Raw genomic sequence first — 1,058 nt, forward strand, 5'->3', positions numbered from 1 at the left:
CTGTCTTGTCCTTGTATAAATCTCATACTATAAGATAACAAAGTGCTGAAAATCTATCAAATACAAGCATGCTTACTTATCAACAACTTATCAAGGTTTTTAGACAGTCTGACGGTCTTGCTAAGTTGCGTGGGCGATTTAAAGAACCATCCTTTCAAACCGCACGGAAGCAAGCCGCTTAAATTTGTTTATATTTTTTAGCAAACCAATTTTTGTAGCTTGCTGGTGTTTATTATTTGAACTAACTCTCGAGTAACTTGCCACAGCCCATGAAATTTAGCTTTTGTTGTAGGCAGTGATTTCTATGGTAAATATGGAATCTCATTATTTTCATTCTTATATCTTTCAGAAATTATTTTAAACTGATTCTCTGTCAACAAGAATGTATGCAAGTCATTTCCTCCATACAACAAATAGAATCTTTCTTTAATATTTTGTCCCTTTAAAATTTCATTCACTTTCTTAAAGAAATTACTTGGTGCAGAATCCCAGAAGGTTCCAGCTTCCAATTCTGAATTCGTGTATAATTTTAATTTCTGCCCGTTAATTAAAATGTCATTTGAACTGTCATAATCAATAGCCGTTTCAATTTCCAATCTCAAATCTCTTTTTGATAAGATTCGGTTTAGTTGAGGCATAAAAAAATCAAAATTGAATTCAGATAATTCTTCGGCATCAATATGAACAAATCTATTATTGTTTTCACTGTAGATATTAAATGATTCAATAATTTCATTTTTCAAGGAATCAACTCTCAATGAATCAGAGTAATCAAGAAAACCGTTTTCAATCAATTCTTTGCCAGATATTTTATCAAGGTCATTAGAATTTTGCTTCTCATTTTTGTTCGAACTTTGATTACAACTCATAAAAATAAGAGCTGATAATATGAATGATAAATACTTCATAGTTTCGTTCATTTTCATTGCCTACAACGGTCTTGCTAAAATTTGTGGGCGATTTACAACTGCCGCCTTATCAGAACCGCCTGTGTTTATTGTTTTTATTGCATTATCTAGTTGAGCGTCAACGCCCATTAATTTTAACTTTTGTTAGGG

1 protein-coding gene is annotated in these 1,058 nt (G+C 31.8%); it reads right to left on the bottom strand.

Annotated elements, in window-relative coordinates; genetic code table 11:
• Window positions 1–302: 302 nt before the first annotated feature.
• Complete coding sequence (locus GCQ56_RS20160; RefSeq protein ID WP_152736339.1) at window positions 303–908, bottom strand: hypothetical protein; 606 nt, start codon at window positions 906–908, stop codon at window positions 303–305.
• Window positions 909–1,058 lie beyond the last annotated feature (150 nt).

Source organism: Marinifilum sp. N1E240, assembly GCF_009295825.1.
Taxonomy (GTDB): Bacteria; Bacteroidota; Bacteroidia; order Bacteroidales; family Marinifilaceae; genus Marinifilum_A; species Marinifilum_A sediminis.